Annotated in this window: 19 protein-coding genes and 1 pseudogene; 6 read left to right on the forward strand and 14 right to left on the reverse strand. The window is 72.5% G+C overall.

Annotated features, from left to right (window positions below):
* Positions 1-76 precede the first annotated feature (76 nt).
* Positions 77-964, reverse strand: a complete 888-nt coding sequence (locus AB0G84_RS16715) for a GNAT family N-acetyltransferase (RefSeq protein ID WP_361320736.1) — start codon at positions 962-964, stop codon at positions 77-79.
* Positions 965-1173: 209 nt separating this feature from the next.
* Here AB0G84_RS16715 and AB0G84_RS16720 point away from each other — a divergent pair, with 209 nt between their 5' ends.
* Entirely contained in the window at positions 1174-1350 is a 177-nt protein-coding gene (locus AB0G84_RS16720; protein ID WP_361320738.1) for a hypothetical protein, read from the forward strand.
* Positions 1351-1425: 75 nt separating this feature from the next.
* Here AB0G84_RS16720 and AB0G84_RS16725 read toward each other — a convergent pair whose 3' ends face one another.
* The 3 genes from AB0G84_RS16725 to pdhA (AB0G84_RS16735) are packed head-to-tail and all read right to left on the reverse strand — an operon-like array spanning position 1426 to position 5161.
* Positions 1426-2934 carry a dihydrolipoamide acetyltransferase family protein gene (locus AB0G84_RS16725; protein ID WP_361321059.1) on the reverse strand — a complete coding sequence of 503 codons (1509 nt, stop codon included), beginning with the start codon at positions 2932-2934 and terminating at the stop codon, positions 1426-1428.
* 23 nt (positions 2935-2957) lie between these two features.
* Entirely contained in the window at positions 2958-3941 is a 984-nt protein-coding gene (locus AB0G84_RS16730; protein ID WP_361320740.1) for an alpha-ketoacid dehydrogenase subunit beta, read from the reverse strand.
* Between the two features lie 2 nt (positions 3942-3943).
* Positions 3944-5161: a pyruvate dehydrogenase (acetyl-transferring) E1 component subunit alpha gene (gene pdhA / locus AB0G84_RS16735; protein ID WP_361320742.1), complete on the reverse strand. Its 1218-nt coding sequence runs from the start codon at positions 5159-5161 to the stop codon at positions 3944-3946.
* Between the two features lie 328 nt (positions 5162-5489).
* On the opposite strand from pdhA (AB0G84_RS16735), the gene AB0G84_RS16740 reads away from it, so the two are divergent.
* The 3 genes from AB0G84_RS16740 (at position 5490) to AB0G84_RS16750 (ending at position 7809) form a co-directional block, all read left to right on the forward strand.
* On the forward strand, positions 5490-6149 hold the full coding sequence (locus AB0G84_RS16740; protein ID WP_361320744.1) for a response regulator transcription factor: 660 nt from the start codon (positions 5490-5492) through the stop codon (positions 6147-6149).
* A 145-nt stretch (positions 6150-6294) separates the two neighbouring features.
* Positions 6295-6750, forward strand: coding sequence for a pyridoxamine 5'-phosphate oxidase family protein (locus AB0G84_RS16745; RefSeq protein ID WP_361320746.1), 456 nt, complete (start codon positions 6295-6297; stop codon positions 6748-6750).
* A 15-nt stretch (positions 6751-6765) separates the two neighbouring features.
* The gene (locus AB0G84_RS16750) at positions 6766-7809 is read left to right on the forward strand and encodes a phosphotransferase (RefSeq protein ID WP_361320748.1); all 1044 of its coding nucleotides are present in this window, start codon (positions 6766-6768) and stop codon (positions 7807-7809) included.
* An 18-nt stretch (positions 7810-7827) separates the two neighbouring features.
* Here AB0G84_RS16750 and AB0G84_RS16755 read toward each other — a convergent pair whose 3' ends face one another.
* Positions 7828-9441, reverse strand: coding sequence for a protein kinase (locus AB0G84_RS16755; protein WP_361320750.1), 1614 nt, complete (start codon positions 9439-9441; stop codon positions 7828-7830).
* Positions 9442-9762: 321 nt separating this feature from the next.
* Between AB0G84_RS16755 and AB0G84_RS16760 the strand changes: the two genes are divergently transcribed.
* Positions 9763-11415 (forward strand): protein kinase, encoded by a 1653-nt coding sequence (locus AB0G84_RS16760; protein ID WP_361320752.1) that lies wholly within the window; start codon positions 9763-9765, stop codon positions 11413-11415.
* Between the two features lie 147 nt (positions 11416-11562).
* On the opposite strand, the gene AB0G84_RS16765 is transcribed toward AB0G84_RS16760, so the two are convergent.
* From AB0G84_RS16765 to pdhA (AB0G84_RS16805), 9 genes and pseudogenes are all read right to left on the reverse strand, one after another.
* Positions 11563-12132, reverse strand: coding sequence for a bacterial proteasome activator family protein (locus AB0G84_RS16765; RefSeq protein ID WP_361320754.1), 570 nt, complete (start codon positions 12130-12132; stop codon positions 11563-11565).
* A gap of 213 nt (positions 12133-12345) precedes the next feature.
* Positions 12346-13191, reverse strand: a complete 846-nt coding sequence (locus tag AB0G84_RS16770) for a hypothetical protein (protein ID WP_361320756.1) — start codon at positions 13189-13191, stop codon at positions 12346-12348.
* A 140-nt stretch (positions 13192-13331) separates the two neighbouring features.
* Positions 13332-14309, reverse strand: coding sequence for an NAD(P)H-quinone oxidoreductase (locus AB0G84_RS16775; RefSeq protein WP_361320758.1), 978 nt, complete (start codon positions 14307-14309; stop codon positions 13332-13334).
* A 94-nt stretch (positions 14310-14403) separates the two neighbouring features.
* On the reverse strand, positions 14404-15543 hold the full coding sequence (locus tag AB0G84_RS16780; RefSeq protein ID WP_361320760.1) for a potassium channel family protein: 1140 nt from the start codon (positions 15541-15543) through the stop codon (positions 14404-14406).
* Entirely contained in the window at positions 15540-17168 is a 1629-nt protein-coding gene (locus tag AB0G84_RS16785) for a molybdopterin molybdotransferase MoeA (RefSeq protein WP_361320762.1), read from the reverse strand. Before AB0G84_RS16785 ends, AB0G84_RS16780 begins: the two co-directional genes overlap by 4 nt.
* A 245-nt stretch (positions 17169-17413) precedes the next feature.
* A pseudogene (locus AB0G84_RS16790) lies at positions 17414-18247 on the reverse strand (NTP transferase domain-containing protein); the annotation flags it as partial.
* A 148-nt stretch (positions 18248-18395) separates the two neighbouring features.
* On the reverse strand, positions 18396-20120 hold the full coding sequence (locus AB0G84_RS16795) for a dihydrolipoamide acetyltransferase family protein (RefSeq protein ID WP_361320764.1): 1725 nt from the start codon (positions 20118-20120) through the stop codon (positions 18396-18398).
* Positions 20120-21154 carry an alpha-ketoacid dehydrogenase subunit beta gene (locus AB0G84_RS16800; protein WP_361320766.1) on the reverse strand — a complete coding sequence of 345 codons (1035 nt, stop codon included), beginning with the start codon at positions 21152-21154 and terminating at the stop codon, positions 20120-20122. Before AB0G84_RS16800 ends, AB0G84_RS16795 begins: the two co-directional genes overlap by 1 nt.
* Positions 21151-22344: a pyruvate dehydrogenase (acetyl-transferring) E1 component subunit alpha gene (gene pdhA, locus AB0G84_RS16805; protein WP_361320768.1), complete on the reverse strand. Its 1194-nt coding sequence runs from the start codon at positions 22342-22344 to the stop codon at positions 21151-21153. Before pdhA (AB0G84_RS16805) ends, AB0G84_RS16800 begins: the two co-directional genes overlap by 4 nt.
* Positions 22345-22570: 226 nt before the next feature.
* Here pdhA (AB0G84_RS16805) and AB0G84_RS16810 point away from each other — a divergent pair, with 226 nt between their 5' ends.
* Positions 22571-23092, forward strand: coding sequence for an Lrp/AsnC family transcriptional regulator (locus AB0G84_RS16810; protein WP_361320770.1), 522 nt, complete (start codon positions 22571-22573; stop codon positions 23090-23092).
* Positions 23093-23255 lie beyond the last annotated feature (163 nt).

Below are 23255 nucleotides of genomic sequence, written 5' to 3' on the forward strand. Positions count from 1 at the left end.
GTCCGCGATACGGACGAAAGCCTGGCGATATGACCTGGTAACGGGGCCTTGGGGCCCCGCTACCCTGCCCCGGGGATCAGCCCGGCATCCGTCCCTGTGCGATCAGCCGGGCCACCACCTGGGCATGGGCGGGAGCGCAGCGCTCACCCGCCTCCGCGCGGTCGAACCAGGCGTACTCGGCGATCTCCCGGCCCGGCACCGGGACGATGTCCTGGGGCCCGCCGGTGAAGCAGGTCATATGGAGCCGGCGCCCCTCGTTCCTGCCGTGGGCGAGGGCGTGGATGACGAACGCCTCGCGCAGTTCCTCGGCGTCGACCACCAGACCGAGCTCCTCGCCGAGCTCCCGGGCGAGCGCCTCGCGCGCCGTCTCGCCGGGCTCGTACTTCCCACCCGGCAGGTAGAAGGTGTCGTTCCCCCGCGTCCGTACGCTCAGCAGTCGCCCCTCCCGCAGGTGCAGCCAGCTCACCGACCGCAGCGGAGCGGCACGGTCCAGGGCGATCAGGGGATGACCGGTCTCCCCGTCCGTCCGCCGGCCCCGCTCGGTGAAGCCGAGGTGTGCGGAGAAGCGGCGGCCACGGGCGTTCCCCTCGAAGACCTCCAGCCGCAGCGCCCCGTGCAGCGCGGCGGCATGCTCGACCAACTGCCCCCCGGCGCCGCCCCCTTGGGCCTCCGGCGCCACGAACAGCCCGCCGACCTCGGCGCCGGGCCCCTCCCCGGGCGCCCGGTCCGTGTGCTCCCCCGGCCCGCCCGGCAGCAACGCCAGCAGCCCGATCACCGTGCCGTCGCGCTCGGCGACCCAGTTCTCCGCCCGGGCCAGATACACCTCGCGGAGGATCCGGGCCCGCTCGCCGGCTCCCTCACCCTCGATGAACGGATGGGCCTGCCGCACCGCCCGGGACCAGAGGTCGATGACCACGTCCTGGTCGGAGGGCCGATAACGCCGAATGCTCGCCTCGCTGCTCATTGCGCCGACCGTAAACAGCGCGGCACCCGACGGCAAACCCTTTACGGCGGTGTGGCCCGACTCCTTCGCAAGGGGGGCTCGGAGGGGGATGTAAGGTCCGCCTAAAGTGTGAGGCGAGTCCGTACCTGGCGCGTACGAGCGGGCCTGGATCCCATGGGTGAATGGAGACACGGAGTCGGGGAGGCTCCGACACTCAAGGGGAGTTGACCATGCAGACCAGGACGAACGCCGGCCGCCGCACGCGGAACACCGTCGTGCTGGCACTGATCGTTGCCGGCCTGTGTGCGGGCGTTGCGCTGACCCGTGGCGCCGCCCATGTGGACGAGTCCGGCCCGACCGGCCCGGTGGCGCACTTCAGCCGCGCCGTGCAGCTCATTCGCGGCTGATCCGACGCAGAACCGCCCCGGGGCGTCGTTTCACGTGAAACGACGCCCCGGGGCGGTGGTGTTCCCTGTGCCGGATCAGCTCCAGGTGATGAGCCGCTTCGGCCGCTCCAGGATCGCCGCGATGTCCGCGAGCAGCTTGGAGCCCAGCTCACCGTCGATCAGACGGTGGTCGAAGGACAGCGCGAGGGTGGTGACCTGGCGGGCCTTCACCTTGCCCTTGTGCACCCACGGCTGGAGCTTGACCGCACCGAAGGCGAGGATCGCCGACTCCCCCGGGTTGAGGATCGGCGTACCGGTGTCGACGCCGAAGACGCCGACGTTGGTGATGGTGACCGTGCCACCGGTCATCGCCGCCGGAGAGGTCTTGCCCTCCCGCGCGGTGGCCACCAGATCGCCCAGCTCCGCGGCGAGTTGGGGGAGCGTCTTGCCCCCGGCATCCTTGATGTTGGGGACGATCAGCCCGCGCGGTGTGGCCGCCGCGATCCCGAGGTTGACGTAGTCCTTGTAGACGATCTCCTGACGCGCCTCGTCCCAGGCCGCATTGACCTCCGGATGGCGCTTGAGGGCCACCAGGAAGGCCTTGGCGACCAGCAGCAGCGGGTTGACCCGCAGCCCCGCCATGTCCGGGTCCTGCTTCAGCTCCTGGACGAGCTTCATCGTGCGCGTCACATCGACGGTGATGAACTCCGTGACGTGCGGCGCGGTGAAGGCACTGGCGACCATCGCCTGGGCGGTGGCCTTGCGGACGCCCTTGACCGGAACCCGCCGCTCGCGTGCCGCGGTGTCCACGATGCCGGGCTCGGCCGCCGCGGGCGCCACCGCCACGGGTACCTCGGCCGGTGCGACCGGGGCCGCGGCCGCCGGTGCGGCGGCCGCATGGACGTCCGCACGGGTGATGATCCCGTCCGGGCCGGTCGGGGCGACCGTCGACAGGTCGATGCCGAGGTCCTTGGCCAACTTGCGCACCGGCGGCTTGGCCAGCGGCCGGCCGGCAGCACCGGCACCCACGGGCCGCGCAGCCGGCGGAACCGGGGCGGCCGGAGCCGGTGTCGGGACCGCGGCCGGCGCCATCGGAGCGGGCGTCGGAACCGCCGCGGGCCGCCCGTTCAGCTCGGCCTGCAGCTGGGCCTTGACCGGCTCCGGCTGTGCCGGCACCCCCGGCTGCGGCTTGCGCGCCCGGCGCTTGGTCGAGGACGGAGCGGCGCCATAGCCCACCAGCACCGCCTGCCGGCCCTGCGGCTCGGCGTCCTCCTCCTCGGCCGCCGCGGCCTGCTCAGGAGCGGCGGCCGCGGCCGGCGCCCCGGCGGGGCCGGCACCGGGGTCGGTGTCCACGGAGATGATGGCGGTGCCGACGTCGACGGTGACGCCCTCGCCGAAGCGCAGCTCGTGCACCACCCCGTCGTAGGGGATGGGCAGTTCGACGGCCGCCTTGGCGGTCTCCACCTCACAGACGACCTGGCCGTCGGTGACGGTGTCGCCCGGCTGGACGTACCACTTGAGGATCTCGGCCTCGGTGAGCCCCTCGCCCACGTCGGGCATCTTGAACTCGCGGAAGCGCTGGGCGTTGGCGGTGCCTGCAGTCATGGTCACGAACTCTCCTCAAACCCTCAGTACGCCAACGCACGGTCGACGGCGTCGAGCACCCGGTCCAGCCCCGGAAGGTACTCGTCCTCCAGCCGGGAGGGCGGGTACGGGGAGTGGAAGCCGCCGACCCGGAGGACCGGGGCCTCCAGGTGGTAGAAGCACCGCTCGGTGATCCGGGCGGCGATCTCCGCACCGGAGCCGAAGAAGACCGGCGCCTCGTGGACAACGACCAGCCGGCCGGTCTTCTGCACTGACGACTGGAGGGTGTCGAAGTCGATCGGGGAGAGCGAGCGCAGGTCGACGACCTCGACCGACTTGCCCTCCTCGGCCGCGACCTTGGCGGCGTCCAGGCAGACCTTCACCATCGGGCCGTAGGCGGCCAGGGTGAGGTCGGAGCCGGTCTGGGTGACCCGGGCCGTGTGCAGCGGGTCGGGGATGGACTCGGTGTCCAGGCGCGACTTGTCGTGGTAGCGGCGCTTGGGCTCGAAGTAGATGACCGGGTCGTCGCCCGCGATGGCCTGCTGGAGCATCCAGTAGGCGTCGGAGGAGTTCGAGGGAGTGACGATCTTGAGGCCCGCGACATGCGCGAACAGCGCCTCGGGGGACTCGGAGTGGTGCTCGACCGCGCCGATGCCGCCCGCGTACGGGATGCGGATGACGACCGGCACCTTGACCTTGCCCAGCGCGCGGGCGTGCATCTTGGCGAGCTGGGTGACGATCTGGTCGTAGGCGGGGAAGACGAAGCCGTCGAACTGGATCTCGACGACCGGGCGGTAGCCGCGCAGCGCCAGGCCGATGGCCGTGCCGACGATCCCGGACTCGGCGAGCGGGGTGTCGATCACCCGCTCCTCGCCGAAGTCCTTCTGCAGCCCGTCGGTGACGCGGAAGACGCCGCCGAGCTTGCCGACGTCCTCGCCCATGACGAGGACCTTGGGGTCGGCCTCCATGGAGGCACGGAGCGAGGCGTTGATCGCCTTGGCGATGGTGATCTTCTCGAAGACGGCCATGGTCAGTTCCCCTCCGCGGCGAGATCGGCGTCGGCGAACGACGCCTGGTACGCGGCGAACTGCGCGCGCTCCTCATCGACGAGCGCGTGCCCGTCGGCATAGACGTTCTCGAAGATCGCCATGTGGTCCGGGTCCGGCATGGCGCGGACGGCGTCGCGGACCCGCTTGCCCAGGGCCTCGCTCTCCTCGTCGATCGACGCCAGGAAGGCCTCGTCGACCAGCCCCTCGTCCTGCAGGTAGGTCCGCAGCCGCCGGATCGGGTCCTTGGCCTCCCAGGCCACCCGCTCCTCGTCCGCCCGGTAGCGCGTCGGGTCGTCGGAGGTGGTGTGCGCGCCCATCCGGTAGGTGAACGCCTCGATGAGCATCGGCCCCTGACCGGTGCGGGCCCGCTCCAGTGCCGCCCTGGTCACCGCCAGACAGGCCAGGACGTCGTTGCCGTCGACCCGTACGCCGGGGAATCCGAAGCCGCGGGCGCGCTGGTAGAGCGGCACCCGGGTCTGCTTCTCGGTGGGCTCGGAAATCGCCCACTGGTTGTTCTGGCAGAAGAACACCACCGGGGCGTTGTAGACCGCGGAGAAGGTGAAGGATTCCGCGACATCGCCCTGGCTGGAGGCACCGTCACCGAAATACGCGATGACCGCGGAACCCGCGCCGTCCTTCTGCACACCCATCGCATAGCCGGTCGCGTGCAGCGTCTGCGAACCGATCACGATCGTGTAGAGGTGGAAGTTGTTGGTGTTGGGGTCCCACCCGCCGTGATTGACACCGCGGAACATGCCCAGCAGATTCGTCGGGTCGACACCACGGCACCAGGCCACACCGTGCTCACGGTAGGTCGGGAAGACATAGTCATCGTCGCGCAGCGCGCGGCCGGAGCCGATCTGGGCCGCTTCCTGGCCCAGCAGCGATGCCCAGAGGCCGAGTTCTCCCTGGCGTTGCAAAGTGGTCGCCTCAGCGTCGAACTTCCGCGTCAGCACCATGTCACGGTAGAGGCCGCGCAGTTCTTCAGGGGAGAGGTCGATCGAGTAATCCGGGTGCTCGACCCGCTTCCCTTCCGGGGTCAGCAGTTGTACGAGCTGATCCTGCTCCGCCTGCTCGGGCCGGCCGCCGGGGCGGGCCTTCGCCGAGGACGCCTTCTTCGCCGGCGTCGCCTTTTTGGCGGTGGTGCGCTTGCTGCTGCCGCGGGCATTCTTCCGCTGCGCAGTGCCTTCCACGGTCACGTGCTGCTCCTCCGTCTGTCCGGCCCCCGGGGTCCGCCGGTGGCCGTATTGCGGCTCACCCGGTATCCGATACGGCGCACGGGGTGTGTGCGATCGCGGCCGGCTCCGGGTGGAACAAAGCTCCCGGAAGGTGGCCTGCCTCATTGCACGTTACCCATTGTCAAAGCCGAAGTGGAAACGGCGCTGACCTGCGATTTTGCTTGGATTTCCAAGTAAAATCGCAAAGGTGGGAACAACTCCTGGTCACAGCGTTGCAGGCCGCCGGGACAACGGCACGTTATATCGGTGACCTGGAGCACGGGAAGAGTTGATGTGTGAGACTGGTGTGGTGCGCGAAGACGGAAAAATCACGGTATTCCTGCTCGATGACCACGAGGTCGTCCGGCGCGGTGTCCACGAAATGCTCTCGGTCGAGCAGGACATCGAGGTCGTCGGAGAGGCCGGCACCGCCGCAGATGCCCTGGTCAGGATCCCCGCGACGCGTCCCGACGTGGCGGTGCTGGACGTACGGCTGCCCGACGGCAGCGGCGTCGAGGTCTGCCGTGAGATCCGTTCGCAGAACGCGGACATCAAATGCCTGATGCTCACCTCCTTCGCCGACGACGAGGCCCTCTTCGACGCGATCATGGCCGGGGCCGCCGGCTATGTGCTCAAGGCCATCCGGGGCAATGAACTGCTCTCCGCGGTACGCGAGGTGGCGGCCGGCAAGTCGCTGCTCGACCCCGTGGCCACCGCCCGCGTCCTGGAGCGGCTGCGCGACGGCAACGGCGCCAAGGGGGACGACCGGCTGGCCAACCTCACCGACCAGGAGCGCCGGATCCTCGACCTGATCGGCGAGGGCCTGACCAACCGGGCGATCGGCGAGCGGCTGCACCTCGCCGAGAAGACGATCAAGAACTATGTCTCCAGCCTGCTGTCGAAGCTGGGCATGGAGCGCCGCTCCCAGGCCGCCGCCTTCGTCGCACGGCGACAGGCCGAGAAGCACTGACCCGTAAGGGCAGCGGCCACCCCCGCCCAGGCCCGGTACGCGGACCGACCCCGGCCCGGCTCATGGTGATTCGGGACCATCGTCCTCGTCTCCCCGGGCTGCTGGGCCCTACAGGACGGCCGGGCCCGGCGGGCAGGGTGGGGCCATGCCCACCGACCACCACCGTGCCGTCGAACTGCTCGGCCGCATCCCCTACGGACGGGTCTCGGCGAGTCGGCGGGCGCTGCCCTTCACCGCCGTCACCCGGCACCTCGTCCTCGCCGACGGGCGGCTGATGATCCTGCTGCACCGGGGCTACGACTACCACCGGGCGCTGGACGGGAGCGTGGTCGCCTACGAGGCCGACAACGTCGGCAGCGGCGCCGACCACACCTGGTCGGTGCAGTGCACCGGCACCGCCCGGGTGATCGCCCCGACCCCCGCCGAGCGGGCCCGCTTCGACCCCGCGCCGCGGCTGGCCGACGGAGTGCCCTTCGAGCCGGTCTTCCTGCGCATGGAGCCGGAGTTCGTGACGCTGCACCTGCTCACGGGGTGCCGGTCCCCGGCTGTGCGCACTCTGCGTGAGGCTCTCCCACGTGCCCACTCCGACGGGTGCAAGTGATCTAACATCTGGCGCGTGCTGCGCTCATCTGTAGTCCGGACGGCGGCGACGCCCGACAGAGACACCCTCGGATCCCTGCTCCGTCACTACACCCACGCCGGCGCGCCGCTGTCCTGCGAGCCGGTCGCCGAAGGCCTGCTCAACCACGGCTACTTCCTCGCCACCACCCGTGGCCGCTACTTCCTCAAGCACCACCTCGACGGCGACCGGGCCGCCCTCACCCGCCAGCACCGCGCCACCCGCCGGCTCGCCGCGCTCGGCCTGCCGGTCGCCCCGCCCGTCGCGGACGCCGACGGCCGCACGGTCACCGTCCTCGACGGCCGCTGCTACGCCCTGCACCCCTGGATCGAGGGCCGGCACCTCACCGGAGCCGCCCTGACCGGCGGCCAGTCCCGCCGGCTCGGCGCCCTGCTCGGGCTGGTGCACACCGCGCTGGAGCAGGTCATGGCCAACGAGCCGCACCCGCCCCGGCCGCCCTGCACGGACGCCGGCGCCGACCCCGCGCGGACCTTCGAGATGATCGACGAGCTGCTGGCGCTGGCCCGCAGCGCCCGCCCACGCACCAGCTTCGACGAGCTGGCCGAGCACCGCCTGCTGGAGCGCCGGGCCCTGCTGGAGCGGCAGGCGCACCGCCGCCCGGCCCCCGGCGCGGAGCCGGCCGCGGGCTGGGTGCACGGCGACTTCCACCCGCTCAACGTGCTCTACCGCGGCACGGAACCCACCGCGATCGTCGACTGGGACCGGCTGGACGTCCAACCGCGCGCCGAGGAGGCGGTACGCGCCGCCGCGATCTTCTTCGTACGCCCCTGCGGCACGCTGGACCTGGCCAAGGTCAGGGCGTACGCGGGCGCCTACCGCAGCGCCTGTGGGGCCGGCGCGGAGGAACTGGCCGCGGCCGTCCACCGGGTGTGGTGGGAGCGGCTCAACGACTTCTGGATGCTCACCTGGCGCTACCGGCTCGGCGACCGCCGCACCGATCCGCAATTCCCGGCGGCGGCCGCCCTGGCCGTGTGGTGGACCCGTGAATACCGCGCGGTGCGCGAGGCGTTCACCCGCTGACCCGGGCGGCCGGACGGGTCAGCCGGTGGTACCGAGCGTGGTGCCGGTGTTCGTGCCGGTGCCGGAGGTGGGGCCGCCGTCCGTACCGGCGTTGGCCCCGCCGTCGGCCGCCCCGCCGTCCGCGGCGCCGCCGTCGGCCGCCCCGCCGTCCGTGGTGCCGCTGGTGTCGGTGCCACCGGTGTCGGTGGGCGGCGCGGTGGAGGGCTCCTGGGTGGTCGGCGGCTGCGAGGTGGGCGGTGCGGACGTCTCCGGCGTGGACGGCTGCTCGGTCGACGGCTCGGTGTAGGTACCGGTGTCGCCGCCGATGCCGCCGGGCTCGGTCTGCGGGGTGCTGGGCTCCTCCGACGGCGGCTCGCTGGTCTTGTCGTCCTTCGACGGCTTCGGGGACTGCGAGGCGGGGGTCTGCTGCTTCTTGTGCTGGTCGCCGGTGTTCTGCAGCGCGAAGGCCACGCCCACCGCGATGGCGATGATGGCCAGCGCCGCGATCAGCCAGGCCTTGCCGCGGCCGCCCTTGGCCGGCCGGCCAGCGCCGTCGAAGCCGCCGTCGTCGTCCCGCATGCCGTGCGGCAGGATCGGCTGGGCCGTGGTGTGCCCGGCGTCGGAGTGCGGCAGCGCGGTGGTGGCGGCGGTGCCCATGGACGGGCGGCCGAGCCCGCCCTCGTGCATGGCGACCGGGCCGGTGCTCCAGGTCCCGGTGTACCCGCCCTGTTCCTGCAGCATCTGCAGCGAGTACTGGACCAGACCGCGCATCTCCTCGGCGGTCTGGAACCGGTCGTCGGGGTCCTTCGCCAGCGACCGCATGACCAGGCCGTCCAGCTCCGGCGGGACCTCGGCGACCTCGGACGGCGGCACCGGCATGTCCTGGACGTGCTGGTAGACGACCGACAGCGGGGTCTCACCGGTGAACGGCGGCCGCAGGGCGAGCAGTTCGTAGAGGAGACAGCCGGTGGCGTAGAGGTCGGAGCGGGTGTCGACGGTCTTGCCGAGCGCCTGCTCCGGGGAGAGGTACTGAGGGGTGCCCATGACCATGCCGGTCTGCGTCATGGTCGACTGCGCGCCGTGCAGCGCGCGGGCGATGCCGAAGTCCATGACCTTCACCGCACCGCTGTTGGTGATGATCACGTTCGCGGGCTTGATGTCACGGTGCACGATGCCGTGCTGGTGGCTGTAGGCCAGCGCCTCCAGCACACCGGAGACGATGATCAGCGCCTGGTCCGCCGGCGGGGAGTCGGCGTTGAGCAGCAGGTCGCGGATGGTGTGGCCCTCGACCAGCTCCATCACGATATAGGGGACGGTGTTGCCACCGACCAGGTCCTCGCCGGAGTCGTAGACCGCCACCACCGCGTGGTGGTTCAGGCCGGCCACGGACTGTGCCTCACGCGTGAAGCGGGCCTTGGACACCGGGTCCTCGGCGAGGTCGGCACGCAGCAGCTTCACGGCGACGGTACGGCCCAGACGCACGTCCTCGGCCGCGAACACCTCCGCCATGCCGCCACGGCCGAGCCGTCGCGTGAGCCGGTAGCGGCCGTCGCCGACCAGTCCGCCGTTCCCCCACATCTCCGGTGCGTCCGGGATGTGGGAGCCGGTGGCATCAGGATCGGACGGGCCCTGGGGGCTCTGCGTCGGTGCCATCGGTCCTCGCCGTCGAATCGATCCGCTCGGGAGCGGTAAGGTCATCGGTCTTCGCTAGAGCACGCTACAGGTTCTGCGGCACCCGCCGGTCCGTCGTGGACCGGCCATCAAACCCGCCGGAAGCGTGAAATCGCAAGTTCACCTGGGGTAATTACAAGCGCCGAATGTCCCGGTGCGGTGACTTGATCTTGCACATCTGGTCACGGAACGGGCACACGGCTTGACGTGTACGGGGCCTGGGGCAGACTTGGCTGCGAAATTCCAGATTTTGATCGCTATACGTACGGGTAGTGCGCCGTGCGCCTAGGGGGAAGCGGGAAGATGAGCCAGGACGGCGCTCAGGGCCAATTCGAGGGCCGTTCGGTCGGCGGAGGACGTTACCAGCTTCGTGATCTTCTCGGGGCCGGCGGAATGGCGTCCGTACACCTGGCGCACGACACCGTGCTCGACCGCGACGTCGCGATCAAGACACTGCACACCGAGCTCGGTCGCGAGCCGGCCTTCCGCGAGCGTTTCCGCCGCGAGGCGCAGTCCGTGGCGAAGCTCACGCACACCAATATCGTCTCGGTCTTCGACTCCGGCGAGGACGAGCTCGACGGCGGCATGGTGCCGTACATCGTCATGGAGTACGTCGCGGGCCAGCCGCTCCGCTCCGACCTGGACACCGACATCGCCCAGCACGGCGCGATGCCCACGGAGAAGGCCCTGAAGATCACGGCCGATGTGCTGGCCGCGCTCGAGGTCAGCCACGAGATGGGCCTGGTCCACCGCGACATCAAGCCCGGCAACGTCATGCTGAACAAGCGGGGCGTGGTCAAGGTCATGGACTTCGGCATCGCCCGTGCCATGCAGTCCGGCGTCACGTCCATGACGCAGACCGGCATGGTCGTCGGCACCCCGCAGTACCTCTCGCCCGAGCAGGCGCTGGGCCGCGGCGTCGACGCCCGCTCCGACCTCTACTCCGTCGGCATCATGCTCTTCGAGCTGCTGACCGGTCAGCTGCCCTTCGACGCGGACTCCCCGCTGGCCATCGCCTATGCGCACGTCCAGGAAGAGCCGCCGGTCCCGTCGAGCATCAACCAGTCGCTGCCGCCGGCCGTGGACGCGCTGGTGGCCCGTGCGCTGAAGAAGAACCCCAACGAGCGGTTCCCGACCTCCGAAGCGATGCGGGACGAGTGCCTGCGGATCGCCGGGTCCGGACAGTCCGGCGCGACGCCACTGATCATCGGTGAGGGCCCGCGGGCGCGCACCAGCGGCGCCTCGGTCTCCTCCGCGGTCTTCCCGACCGCGACCGGCAGTCCGCAGTCGCCGGTCCCGCCGAACGTGCAGCAGCCGTACCAGCCCCCGCAGGCGGCCCCCTACGGCCCGCAGACGCCCCCGCCGCCGGTCAGCAACGCCTACCCGACGCCGGCGCCCGGTCCGGCCCCGTTCAACAGCGGCGGCTTCCAGGCCCCGCCGGCGTACACCCCGCCGCCCCCCATGGCCGCCTCGATGCCGACCGCCGGCCGGCCGGTCCGGAAGAACAACTCCGCGGTGGTCGTGGTCTCGGCGATAGTCGGCGTCATCGTGGTCACCGCGATCGCGATCGCCATCGGCCTGAGCGCCGGCTCCAGCGGGAGCACCGGCGGCGGTTCCTCGACGTCGACGTACCCCAGCGAGTCCTCGTCACCCTCCGAGTACGCCCGGCCCGAGGACAAGACCGCGACGATCCTGGCGTCCTCGTGCACCAATGCGAGCCGGGACTACTCGGACAAATCCAAGATCATGTTCCCGAACCTCAAGTACAAGAACCTCGACTCGGTGAAGAAGTGCCTTGCGGCCGCCGGCTGGAAGTACAAGATCGTCGCGCAGGAGGACAGCGCGCTCTGGGGCAAGAACACCGTCACGGACCAGAAGCCGGAGCCCTACGACTCCTGGGACCCGCACGACGGCGACACCGTCGAGCTGACGGTCGCGACCGGTCGCACCGGCTGACCCGACAGCCTTCCCGGCCCACGGCATGACGGAAGGGGCCGGCACGCGGAGTGCGTGCCGGCCCCTTCCGTGCGTACGGGCGCCGACTCCGGCGGCCCGGGAAGTGCTGGGAGAACCCGAATCAGCCCGGCAAGTCCAGGCACATCCCTAGAGGTACGGTCCCGAGCGGGCGCCGCCGTGGCCGGGCGTGCCCTCGTCGCCCTCCATCGGGGCCACACCGGGCGGCAGCGCGCGGCGCATCTGCTCCAGCTGGGCACGGGCCGCCATCTGCTGGGCGAACAGCGCGGTCTGGATGCCGTGGAAGAGGCCTTCGAGCCAGCCCACCAGCTGGGCCTGCGCGATCCGCAGCTCCGCCTCGGTAGGCACCGACTCATTGGTGAACGGCAGCGAAAGGCGCTCCAGCTCCTCGACCAGCTCGGGCGCCAGCCCGTCCTCCAGCTCCTTGACCGAACTGGAGTGGATCTCCTTGAGCCGGACCCGACTCGCCTCGTCCAGAGGCGCGGCCTTTACCTCCTCCAGCAGCTGCTTGATCATGCTGCCGATGCGCATGACCTTCGCAGGCTGTTCGACCATGTCCGTCACCGGGATCTCGCGGGACTCGTCGGCGTCAGCCCCGTCCCCGCTGGGGGCTGCGGCGGCGCCGAGCGCCATCCCGTCCGGGCCGACAACCAGGACGTGCGGGTTCTCCTGCGACCGTTCGTTCATCGGCATATCCATGCCGCCATTCTCTCGTACCAGCGCTTATGAACGGTGGTGCCCCCGGGAGAAGGTGATCCACCCTTCCTCATGGGTCCGGGGCGGTGTTTCACGTGAAACCACGGATTCCCCGCCGCTCGCCACGAGAGGGTCCGTGCGGAGGCCGTGCCTGCTGTGAAACACGGCCTCCGCACGGACCCGGGTCCCCTGACGTTTCACGTGAAACGCCCCGTATCAGCGCCGACGCAACCGCAGCCCCAGGAAAGCCAGCCCCAGGCCGGTCAGCGCCAGACCGGCTCCCATCGGCAGCACCCTCTCCACCGGGGCCCCGGGGGTCTCCATGGCGTACGGACCGGGCTCGGCCGCCTCGCCCTCGGTGCCGCCCGGGCTGGGGGACGCCTTCTCCGCACCGGACGGCGCCGGGAGCGGCGGCAGCGTTTCGTACGGGTGCATCGAGCGTCGCTCGGCGATATCGACGCGGCGCATGGGCGAGCGGCGCGCCGGGGCAGTGGCCGGCGGCTCGGACGCGGCGGCATGACCCTTCGGTGACGCGGGGCGCCGGGGGTGCGCTCGGTCGGCGCCGTGCGAGCGGTCGGGGCGGCGTTCGTCCGGGCCGTAGTCGTCGGAGTACCGGCCGTCGTCGGGCCCGCCCGGCCCGTCGAACCCAGGGCCGAACGGGTGATGCGGGTGGTGGTGCCAGCGCCCCTCGCCGTAGTGACGGTGCCACCGGTGCGGGAACCGCCCGGGGCCGTACGGCGGGCCGTAGCGGTCCGGCAGGTCCCGGAAGCGTCCTCCCGGGCCGAGGCCGAAGCGCCCCTCGTCGGGGAGCCCGCCCAGCCGGTCGTAGGCCCCGAAATCGTCGGGGGTGAGGCTCTGCGGCGCGAGGGCCTCGGGCCCCAGGTCGTCGGGCGGGGAGTCATCGGGCGTATCGCCCGGGCGGACGAGGTTCGGGGGAAGGCCGGCCGGTGTGGCCTGCCGGTCCAAGGCCGCCGCAGGGGTGGCCCCCGTAGGGACAGGCAGGACGACGGCGGCGAACAACAGACCGGTGGCGATGCGCGAACGGAATCCTGGAGCGACCACAGTGCCCCTCCCGTGCCGAGCCGTCGGGTGACCAGCCCAGCGTCACATGTGATCAGTTTCACGGCATCTTGAAGCCGTCGGCAGGGGTACCGCGCGGCAGGGCGGGAGGGGCGGGCGCGGGGCTGGGGCCGGGGCCAGGGTCAGACCGTCAGCACGACCTTGCCGACGTGCGCGCTGGCCTCCACCACGCGGTGGCCCTCGGCGGCATCCGCCATCGGGAGCGTACGGTCCACGATCGCCCGTACCTGGCCATTGCCGATCAGCGGCCAGACGTGCTCACGGACGGCGGCGACGATCGCGGCCTTCTCACTGAGCGGGCGGGCACGCAACCCGGCTCCGGTGATCGCGGCGCGCTTGGCCATCAGCGCGGCGAGGTTCAGCTCCGCCTTCACCCCGCCCTGGAGCCCGATGATCGCCAGCCGTCCACTGACCGCCAGCGCCTTGACGTTCCGCTGGAGGTACTTCGCACCGATGATGTCGAGGATGACGTCCGCGCCCCTGCCGTCGGTGGCCTTGCGGACCTCCTGGACGAAGTCCTGCTCGCGGTAGTCGATGAGGATGTCCGCGCCCAACTCGGCACAGCGGGCCAGCTTTTCGGGACCCCCCGCGGTGACGGCGACCCGCGCGCCGACCGCCTTGGCGAGCTGGATCGCCATGGTGCCGATGCCGCTGGCGCCCCCGTGGACCAGCAAGGTCTCGCCGGGCCGCAGGTGCGCGATCATGAAGACGTTCGACCAGACCGTGCAGGTCACCTCGGGTAGCGCGGCGGCGGTGACCAGGTCCAGGCCGGGCGGCAGTGGCAGCACCTGCCCGGCCGGCACGGCGACCTTCTCCGCATAGCCACCGCCCGCCAGCAGGGCGCACACCTCGTCACCGACCGCCCAGCCGTGCACCCCGGGCCCGAGCGCGACGATGCGCCCCGCGCACTCCAGTCCGGGGTAGGGGGAAGCGCCGGGCGGCGGGTCGTAGAAGCCCTGACGCTGCAGCAGATCCGCGCGGTTCACGGCGCTGGCCACGACCTCGATCAGGACCTCGCCCTCGGCGGGCTGCGGGTCGGGCACGTCCGTCCAGACAAGTGCTTCGGGGCCACCGGGCTCCGGGATAGTGATCGCTCGCATGGGCGCGAGGCTACTCGTCGTCCGCGCCCGGAGCGATGCTGCGGGGGCCGGGAACGCTCCCGGGGCCGATCGTCCGCGCCGCGGTGACGTGCGGTTATTCGTCGGCCCGGCGCATCGGGGAGACCGTGGTACCGGGGAGCGTCGGCTTCCCGGGCTGCTTTCCGGCGGGGCCGGGCTCCTCGGGTGTGACCGCGCGGACGATGGTGATCAGACGGTCCGTGCTCTGCAGCGGACTGGCCTCCGGGTCGTCATATCCCAGCAGCCGGTGGCCCCGCAGGACGGAGACGACCAGGTCGTCGGTCTCCCGTACGGACCGGCCGACCTCGGACTTCACCACGGGGCGCTCCACCAGGTCCAGACCGCTGCCCTGCTGGATGAGGTCCTCCATGACGGTGCCCGCGCTGGGGCTGTGCACGGACAGACCCAGCAGCCGGCCGGCCGCGCTGGCCGAAGTGATCACCGAGTCGGCGCCGGACTGGCGCAGCAGCGGGGCGTTCTCCTCCTCCCGCACCGCGGCGACGATGGTGGCCTTCTTGTTGAGCTGACGGGCGGTCAACGAGACCAGGACCGCGGTGTCATCGCGCTGAGTGGCGATGACGACCTGGTGGGCGCGCTGGATCTCGGCCCGCAGCAGCACATCGCTGCGGGTCGCATCGCCGACCACCCCCGCGTACCCGTCGGCCACCGCCGCCTCGATCACCTTGGTGCTGGGGTCGACGATGACGATGCGGTCGCGGCTCAGCCCGGTCGCCCGCAGGGTCTGGACGGCGGAGCGGCCCTTGGTTCCGAAGCCGACGATGAGGGTGTGGTCGCGCAAGGCGTTTCTCCAGCGTTTCCGTTGCCATTGCTCGCGGGTGCGCTCGGTCAGCACCTCCAGTGTGGTGCCGACCAGAATGATCAGGAACAGCACCCGCAGCGGCGTGATGAGCAGGATGTTCAGCAGCCGCGCGCTGTCGCCGTACGGCACGATGTCGCCGTAACCCGTCGTGGAGAGGGTGACGGTCGCGTAGTAGAAGCAGTCCAGCAGGTCGAGCGGACCGCCCGCGTTGTCGTGGTACTCGTCGCGGTCCAGCCAGACGATGAAGACGGTCGCGAGCAGCACCAGCAGGGCCATCAGCAGCCGCCGGCCCACCTGCCGCAGCGGGGCCTTGGGGGCACGGCGCGGCAGCATCACCCGGTGCGAGCGGTCCTCGGGGACCTCATGTGCCGCAGCGTCGTGCGACGGGAGCTTCACGCGGGGCCTCCGGGCGGTCCGTACGGTGCCCCAGGGGCGGGCCAGTCCGTCGAGGAGTCCGGCGTCCAGCCCGCCGACCAGCCCGATGACCAGGGGAGTTCCAATAGTTCGACGTCGGTGCCGGGCCCCGCGCCCCCGGGCGGCACGACGGCCAGGGCATCGGCGGCGGCGATGCCGCGCAGCATCGCCGGGCCGTGGAAGCGCAGTGGCTCCGCCGTCAGGCCGTACCGCTCGTCGTCGCGACAGGCCACCGGGACCAGCCGGGTGTCCCCCGGGGGGCCGGGGACGGCGCTGGTCAGCGGGGCGCGGTACGGGGCGGCGGGCCGGCGGGCGGCGAGCCGGCGGAGCAGCGGCTCGGCGAGGGTGCACAGGCCGGCGACCGCGGCCAGCGGATTGCCGGGCAGGCCGACGAGGTGCCGGCGCGGGGCGAGCCGGGCGAGCAGCATGGGGTGGCCGGGGCGTACCGCCACGCCGTCCACCAGCACCTCGGCCGCCAGCCGGCGCAGGGTGGAGTGGACGTGGTCGACCGGGCCGGACGCGGTGCCGCCGGTGGTGATCACCACATCGGCGGTGGAACCGGAGACGGCCGCGTACAACGCGTCGGCGTCGTCGGACAGATGGAGCGGTGCGCCGGCCTCGACGCCCAGCGCATGCAGCCACGGGGCCAGCATCGGCCCGAGCGCGTCGCGGATCCGGCCGTCCTGTGGCAGCCCCTGGTCCAGCAGCTCATCGCCCAGGACCAGCACCTCGGCCCGCGGCCGCGGGTGGACGGTCAGCTCGTCGTAGCCGGCTGCCGCCGCCAGGCCCAGCACCGCGGGGGTCACCAGCGCCCCGGCGGGCAGCAGCCGGTCGCCGCGGCGGCACTCCTGGCCCCGCGGGCGGATGTCCTGCCCGGGCGGCGCCGGCCGGGGGGCGTACAGCCGCAGACCGCCGTCACCGGCCGTCCGCACCTCGCCGTGCTCGCTGCGCAGCACGGCGGTGGCGCCGACCGGGAGCCGCGCGCCGGTCGCGATCGGCACGGCATGGCCGTCGATGAGCGCCTCGGCAAGGGCCTGACCGGCGAGTATGCCGTGGTGCGGGCCTGTCCCGGACCCGGCCGCGGGAGGGTCGAGCCGCCAGGGACCGGGCCCGGAGACCGCCCAGCCGTCCATCGCCGAGGTGTCGAACGACGGCAGGTCGGTGAGCGCGGCCAGTGGCTCGGCGAGCGTACGGCCGAGCGCTGCGCCGAGCGCCGTGGTCGTGGGTTCGGGCGGGCCGGACACGGCGCGCCCGGCGATCCGGCGGGCGGTGTGCCAGGGGACGGCGGCCGGCCCGCCGCGGGGTGCGGAGCCGGCGGGGCCGTCAGGACCGTCGGGTTCCTGGGCGTCGGGGCGGCGTCCGGAACCGGAGACACCGGAGGCACTTGAGGCACCGGAGGCACCGCGGTCGCCGGGTCCGTCCGGGCGGGCGTCGCCTGCACCGCGGGGGCGGTCACCGGGGTCACCGCCGGCCCGGGCGTCGGCCGGCGGGGTGCAGCGGGCACCGTTGGCCAGTGCCAGCGCATCGTCGAACTCGTCACCGGGCGCCTCGTCGCAGGCCGCGTACGGCGCGCCGCCGGACCGCCCGGCACGCTCCCCGTCGGTCATCCGGCGCGCTGCGCTTCGCCGCCGTCGCCGACCGGGCCACCGGTATCGGCCTGGCCGCTGGTGCTGGTCGGGCCGCTGCTACCGGCTGGGCCAGTGGTGCTGGCCGGGCCACTGCTACCGGAAGGGGCACTGGTGCCGGAAGGGGCACTGGTGCCGGAAGGGGCGCTGGTGCCGGAAGGGGCGCTGGTGCCGGAGCGGGCACCGGTACTGGTCGGGGCGCCGGTACCGGTCGGGGCGCCGGACTCCTCGGCCTCCGCCGCCCAGCGGTGGGCCAGCGCCGCGGCCCGGTCAGCCAGCTCCGTCACCTCGCGGCCCTGGCGGCCCGCCGCATAGCCGATCAGGAAGGTCGTCAGCGGTGCGGCCGGACGGGCCACGCCGTGCGCCGCGTCCCGTGCGAGGTCGAGAAGCTCGGCGACGTCGACATCGAGCTCCTCGATGCCGAGTTCGGCCTTGACTGCGGTGATCCATTCGTCCAACACGCTTCCATGCTCCCTGATGCGGGCGCGTGCTGCGCTGACGTCCTCCCAGGTGTCGCAGTCGAAGGAGGCCGTGGACAGCGCGTCGGGGACCCGGGCCAGGGCCAGGCGTCCGGTCAGCGTCCGCAGCGACAGGCCGGTCAGGGTGCCGTGTGCCGCCCGCACCCGCGCCAGTTCCCGGCGCAGCACCCCGGTGCGGTAGGCGGCAACGAGCGGCTGGTCCCGTCCCGAGGCGTCCTGGAGGAGTGCGCCGTCCGCCGGTTCGGTGGTGGCCGCCAGCAGGCTCCGTACGGTCGCGACGGTCAGGAACGGCAGGTCGGCGGAGAGGACGAGCACCACCGGGGCGGTGATGTGCCGTAGGCCGGCGTCCAGGGCGGCGAGCGGGCCGCCGCCGGGCGGGTCCTCACGGGCCACCACGACGGCCCGGGCGGTCGGGCGGGCGGGCCCGACGACGACGGTGACCGCGGCATCGGGGCAGGCAGCGAGTACCCGGTCCAGGAGGGGCCGGCCGCCGACGGACAGGGCGGGTTTGTCCGCCCCGCCGAGCCGCCGGGCCGCGCCCCCGGCCAGGACGATGGCGTCGTGGTCGGTGCGGTCGTTCACCCCTTGAGTATCGCCGGGGCCGGCGGCGGTCACACCGAGGAGATGCGGGCCGTCGCGCCGCCGTCCGCCGTGCGGTCAGCCGCCGTGCCCTCCGCCGCCGTGCCGCCCGCCGCCGTGGCCTCCCGGTTACCGCCGCACGGCCCCCGTCTCACAGCCCCCGCAGCAGCAGCGCGGGCTGCTCCACACAGTCGGCCACGTACCGCAGGAACCCGCCCGCGGTGCCGCCGTCGCACACCCGGTGGTCAAAGGTGAGCGAGAGCTGGACGACCTGCCGCACCGCCAACTCGCCGTCGTGGACCCAGGGCTTGGCGGCGATCCGGCCGATGCCGAGCATCGCCGCCTCCGGGTGGTTGATGATCGGCGTGGAGCCGTCGACGCCGAAGACGCCGTAGTTGTTGAGGGTGAAGGTGCCCTGGGTCAGCTCGGCCAGGGACAGGCCGCCCGCCCTGGCGGTTTCGGTGAGCCGGGCCATCTCCGCGGACAGTTGCTCGACCGAGCGCGCCTGGGCGTCCCTGACGACCGGCACAACCAGGCCGCGGTCGGTCTGCGCCGCGAAGCCCAGATGGACCGCCGGCAGCCGGACGATCTCCCGGGTCGTGGTGTCGACCGTGGAGTTGAGCTGCGGGAACCGGGCGAGGGCTGCGGTGGTGATCCGGGCCAGCAGGGCCAGCAGCGACACCTTGGGAGCGCCGGGCACATTCATCGCCCGACGGGCGGTGAGGAGTTCGGTGGCATCGGCGTCCACCCAGCAGGTCGCTTCCGGTATCTCCCGGCGGCTGCGGCTGAACTTCTCGGCCGCCGCACCGAGCATCCCGCGCAACGGGATCCGCTCCTCGCCGGCGGGAGCACCGGCCGCAGCGGCGGTTCCGCCGGTCGCCACCGGGCCGCCGGTGATCATCGGACTGCCGGCGATCATCGGGCTGCCGGCGGTCACCGAACCGCCGACGGCCGTGGCGCCCATGGCGCTGGCTTCCCCGGTGGCGGTCGGGGCCCCCACGCCGCCCGTCACACCGGCAGCGGCACCCGCTGCCTCCGGCTCCGCCTGTCGTGCCCGGATCGCGCGCTCCACATCCGTACGGAGAATCAGCCCGTCCCGCCCGGAGCCCGTCAGCTCCCGCAGGTCCAGGCCGTGTTCCCGCGCCATCCGACGCACCAGCGGGGAGATGACGGCCACCGCACGACTGCCGGCGTCCGCCCCACCGATCGCATCGGCCGCGGTCGCACGGGCCGCTGTCGCACCGGTCCCGGCCACACCGGTCTCGGTCGCGCCGGCCCCGGTCGCATCGGCCGCCGTCGCACCGGGCCGGGCCGCTTCGGCCGCCTCCGTACGCGCCGTGGCTGCCGCTCCGGCCACCGCGCCGGTTCCGGCCACACCGGCCGCCGCCTGCTCCGCCGGCCGCGGCGCCTCCGCCGTGGGGCCCGGGCCGCTGCCCGGCCGGACCCGCCGCCGCCGGGCCGCCGCAGCGCTGGTGCCGTACCCGACGAGCACATTGCCGGACCCGGAGTCCGCGGCGTCCGGACCGCCACTGCCGGTCCGCCCGGAGACGGCTGCCTCCGCGCCGGCGCCCTGAGTCGCCCCGGCCCCCGGCGCCGGCGCCTTGGGTCCCGCCGCCAGATCCTCCGGCGCCGCGCCCACCGCCACCGTCACCAGCGGTGCGCCCACCGGGACTTCCTCCCCCTCCGCACCGAAGCGGGCGGTCACCACGCCGCCGTACGGGCACGGCACCTCCACCATCGCCTTGGCGGTCTCCACCTCGACCACCGGCTGATCGACGGCGACCACCTCACCGACCTCGACCAGCCACTGCACGATCGTCGCCTCGGTGAGGCCCTCCCCCAGGTCGGGCAGGGTGAATTCGCGGACCACGGCCATCACTCACCACGCCCCTCGGTCCAGTCCGACTCCCACTGGAGACGGGCGACGGTGTCCAGGATCCGGTCCACACCGGGCAGGTGGTGGCGCTCCAGCATCGGCGGCGGATACGGGATGTCGAATCCGGCGACGCGCAGCACCGGCGCCTCCAGGTGGTGGAAGCAGCGCTCCGTGATCCGTGCGGCGATCTCCCCTCCGGGACCGCCGAACCCGTTCGACTCGTGGACGACCACGGCCCGTCCGGTGCGGCGCACCGACGCGCAGACCGTGGCGTCGTCGAACGGCATCAGGGAGCGCAGATCGAGCACCTCCAGATCCCAGCCCTCGGCACGGGCGGCCTCGGCGGCCTCCATGCAGACCGGGAGCGACGGACCGTAGGTGATCAGCGTGGCGCTGCTGCCGCGGCGCCGCACCTCGGCCCGGCCCAGCGGAGCCACCGGCGCCGGCGCGTCCGGCGACCAGTCGGACTTGGACCAGTAGAGCCGCTTGGGTTCCAGGAAGACGACCGGGTCGTCCGAGGCAATGGCGGCCCTCAGCAGCCCGTAGGCGTCCTCGACGGTCGCCGGCGTGACGACCTGCAGGCCCGGGGTCGCGAGGTAGTACGCCTCGGAGGAGTCGCTGTGGTGCTCGACCCCGCCGATCCCCCCGCCATAGGGGACACGGATGGTCAGCGGCATGGGCAGCGCGCCGCGGGTGCGGTTGCGCATCCGGGCGACATGGCTGGCCAGCTGCTCGAACGCCGGATAGGCGAAGGCGTCGAACTGCATCTCCACGACCGGCCGCAGCCCGTACATCGCCATCCCGACGGCGGTGCCCAGGATGCCGGCCTCGGCCAGCGCGGTGTCGGTGCAGCGGTCCTCGCCGAACTCCTTGGCGAGGCCGTCGGTGATCCGGAAGACGCCGCCCAGAGTGCCCACGTCCTCGCCCATGACGTGGACGGACGGGTCCTCGGCCATGGCGTCGTGCAGCGCGCGGGTCAGCGCCTGGGCCATGGTGGCGGGCTTGCGCGCGGTGGCCGGAGCGGTGGTCGTCATGGCCTGGCCTCCTCGGCGGACCCGTCGGTGCCCGCTGCGTCCTCGGTGTGTCCGGCGGCCTCCGCGTCCAGCTCGGCACGCAACTGTGCCGCCTGCTCCCGCAGTTGACTGGTCTGCTCGGCGAATACGTGGTCGAACAGCTCCATCGGGTCGAGCCGCGGATCGGCGTTCATACGCTCCCGGAGGTCGGCCGCCATCTGCTCGGCACCCTCGCGGGTGGTGGCGACGAAGGCGTCGGTCAGCAGGTCCCGGGCCGCCAGCTCGTGTTCCACCAGGGCTATCGGGTCGTGCGCCTTCCAGGCCGCGACCTCGGAATCGGTGCGGTAGCGGGTGGCGTCGTCGGCGTTGGTGTGGGCCTCGATGCGGTAGGTCACCGCCTCCACCAGGGTGGGGCCACCACCCCTGCGGGCGCGCTGCACGGCCTCGGTGAGCACCTCGTGCATGGCGGGTGCGTCATTGCCGTCCACCAGGCGGCCCGGCATGCCGTAGCCGACCGCCTTGTGGGCGAGGGACGGCGCGGCGGTCTGCTTGGCGAGCGGAACCGAGATCGCGAAGCCGTTGTTCTGGACGAGGAAGACGACCGGGGCCTGCCAGAGCGCCGCGAAGTTCAGCGCCTCGTGGAAGTCGCCCTCGCTGGTGCCGCCGTCCCCCACCATGGCCAGCGCCACCACGTCGTCGCCCTTCAGGCGGGCCGCGTGCGCCAGGCCCACCGCGTGCGGGAGCTGGGTGGCGAGCGGGGTGCACAGCGGGGCGATCCGGTGTTCGTGCGGGTCGTAGCCGCTGTGCCAGTCGCCGCGCAGCAGCGTCAGGGCCTGCACGGGGTCGAGGCCGCGGGCCACGGCGGCCAGGGTGTCGCGGTAGCTGGGGAAGAGCCAGTCGCGCTCCTCCAGTGCCAGCGCCGCGGCGACCTCGCAGGCCTCCTGACCGGTGGAGGACGGGTAGACCGCCAGCCGACCCTGCCGGGTCAGGGCGGTGGCCTGGGCGTTGTAGCGCCGGCCGCGCACCAGCTGGGCGTACAGCCGGGTCAGCAGTCCGGAGTCGAGCCGGGCCGCGGCGTCCGTGCCCAGGAGGCGGTACGGCTCCGCGTCGGGCAGGAGGGGTGCGGGATCGACGCGCGGGCGCCAGGCGGGCGGCGGTCCGGCCAGGCTGCTCTTGTTCCTGCTGCTGCCGGGCTGCTCAAGGACCGTCATGTCGAGCACCTCCTCGGTTCGAAGGGGGTGGCGCGATGGCGCCTCATAGGGGTGGTGGGCGGACGGCGGGTGGGCAGGATGGACTCGGTCGGGGCGGGTCAGCCCTTCCCTACCGATTGTTCGGTCGCTGATGCATTTTGGCTACAGGCGGGTTCAGCCTGTGGACAAACGGTTCTCCACAGCCTGAGATGAAGACAGGGCGTCCACAAAGGGGAGGCGGGACCATATGCCGGACGAACAGATGGCCAACACCGGCGGACAGTCATCGGCACCACCCGCCACTCCGCCATCACCGGCCGCACGCCCGCTGGACACCATCGACCGCTCGATCCTGCGCATGCTGCAGACCGACGGCCGGGCCTCGATACGTTCCGTGGCCGAGCGGGTGCACGTCTCGCGCGCCAACGCCTACGCCCGGATCAACCGACTGATCGACGACGGCGTGATCCGCGGCTTCAGCGCCCTCGTCGACCAGGAACGGGCGGGCCAGGGCGCCTCCGCGTACATCACCCTGAAGATCGTCCAGAACTCCTGGCGCACCGTGCGCAAGCAGCTCACCTCACTGCCCGGCGCCACCCACATCGCGCTGGTCAGCGGTGACTTCGACGTGCTGCTACTGGTCCACACCAAGGACAACCGCGAGCTGCGGGAACTGGTCCTCACCCGCATCCAGTCCATACCCGAGGTGCTCAGCACCCGCACCCTGCTGGTCTTCGAGGAGACGGACCTGGGCCCCGAGGAGGAGTGAGACCGGCGAACGGGGGCGGGTGAGGGGGCGGGGCGGCTTTCCGTGGTGGGCGGCGCGTGCGGCCGGTCCGGTGCAGGCCGGTCCGGTGCAGGCCGGACCGGTGCAGGCCGGACCGGTGCCGCGCTCGCTCTGCGGCTCTCGCCCTGCGGGAACCTGTGGAGCC

Origin of the sequence: Streptomyces sp. NPDC020742 (assembly GCF_040641675.1) — a bacterium.
Classification (GTDB): domain Bacteria; phylum Actinomycetota; class Actinomycetes; order Streptomycetales; family Streptomycetaceae; genus Streptomyces.

What these genes read in the sequence shown, in the direction of transcription:
- AB0G84_RS16730 (WP_361320740.1), bottom strand. Translation starts at nt 3,941, where the DNA reads ATGGCCGTCTTCGAGAAGATCACCATCGCCAAGGCGATCAACGCCTCG.
- AB0G84_RS16715 (WP_361320736.1), bottom strand. Translation starts at nt 964, where the DNA reads ATGAGCAGCGAGGCGAGCATTCGGCGTTATCGGCCCTCCGACCAGGAC.
- AB0G84_RS16720 (WP_361320738.1), top strand. Translation starts at nt 1,174, where the DNA reads ATGCAGACCAGGACGAACGCCGGCCGCCGCACGCGGAACACCGTCGTG.
- pdhA (WP_361320768.1), bottom strand. Translation starts at nt 22,344, where the DNA reads ATGACGGTCCTTGAGCAGCCCGGCAGCAGCAGGAACAAGAGCAGCCTG.
- AB0G84_RS16775 (WP_361320758.1), bottom strand. Translation starts at nt 14,309, where the DNA reads ATGCGAGCGATCACTATCCCGGAGCCCGGTGGCCCCGAAGCACTTGTC.
- AB0G84_RS16795 (WP_361320764.1), bottom strand. Translation starts at nt 20,120, where the DNA reads ATGGCCGTGGTCCGCGAATTCACCCTGCCCGACCTGGGGGAGGGCCTC.
- AB0G84_RS16725 (WP_361321059.1), bottom strand. Translation starts at nt 2,934, where the DNA reads ATGACTGCAGGCACCGCCAACGCCCAGCGCTTCCGCGAGTTCAAGATG.
- AB0G84_RS16755 (WP_361320750.1), bottom strand. Translation starts at nt 9,441, where the DNA reads ATGGCACCGACGCAGAGCCCCCAGGGCCCGTCCGATCCTGATGCCACC.
- AB0G84_RS16760 (WP_361320752.1), top strand. Translation starts at nt 9,763, where the DNA reads ATGAGCCAGGACGGCGCTCAGGGCCAATTCGAGGGCCGTTCGGTCGGC.
- AB0G84_RS16800 (WP_361320766.1), bottom strand. Translation starts at nt 21,154, where the DNA reads ATGACGACCACCGCTCCGGCCACCGCGCGCAAGCCCGCCACCATGGCC.
- AB0G84_RS16810 (WP_361320770.1), top strand. Translation starts at nt 22,571, where the DNA reads ATGCCGGACGAACAGATGGCCAACACCGGCGGACAGTCATCGGCACCA.
- AB0G84_RS16785 (WP_361320762.1), bottom strand. Translation starts at nt 17,168, where the DNA reads ATGACCGACGGGGAGCGTGCCGGGCGGTCCGGCGGCGCGCCGTACGCG.
- AB0G84_RS16745 (WP_361320746.1), top strand. Translation starts at nt 6,295, where the DNA reads ATGCCCACCGACCACCACCGTGCCGTCGAACTGCTCGGCCGCATCCCC.
- AB0G84_RS16765 (WP_361320754.1), bottom strand. Translation starts at nt 12,132, where the DNA reads ATGGATATGCCGATGAACGAACGGTCGCAGGAGAACCCGCACGTCCTG.